This is a genomic window from Mesorhizobium sp. M7A.F.Ca.US.006.04.2.1, assembly GCF_004022915.1.
Classification (GTDB): domain Bacteria; phylum Pseudomonadota; class Alphaproteobacteria; order Rhizobiales; family Rhizobiaceae; genus Mesorhizobium; species Mesorhizobium ciceri.
Genome location: NZ_RZQA01001688.1, coordinates 1 through 399 on the forward strand (window position 1 = coordinate 1; position 399 = coordinate 399).

General features: G+C 59.4%; 1 pseudogene. It reads right to left on the reverse strand.

The features are described from left to right. Positions 1-70 precede the first annotated feature (70 nt). A pseudogene (locus EN925_RS39420) lies at positions 71-399 on the reverse strand (branched-chain amino acid ABC transporter permease); the annotation flags it as partial.

Here is a 399-nt window from a genome sequence, read left to right on the forward strand (position 1 = left end):
GTGCTGGCCGAGGCAAGCGCGAAGAATGCGCCAAGTCCCAGGCCGATGGTACCGCGTCGAGTGAGTTTGATCATCGTTTTCGTTCCTCTGTCTGGTTCACCGTTGCCGATCTTTGGGTTGATCCGAACATAAGTTCCCGGTCCCCCATGATCCCCTTCGGCCGGAAGATCATGACTAGAATGAAGATGAAGCCGAGCACGATCTGGCTGGCGCCAAACAGGGCCGGCACCGCGAAATCGCCGATCGTGAAGCCGCGTTCGACCGAGCGCAGGATCTCCGACAACAGCGAAACGCAGATGACGCCGACCACCGCGCCGGTCAGGGAGCCCATGCCGCCCAGCACCAGCATTGTGATCAGACTCATCGTCAGCGCGAAGTAGAAAGTGTTCGGCGAAAACG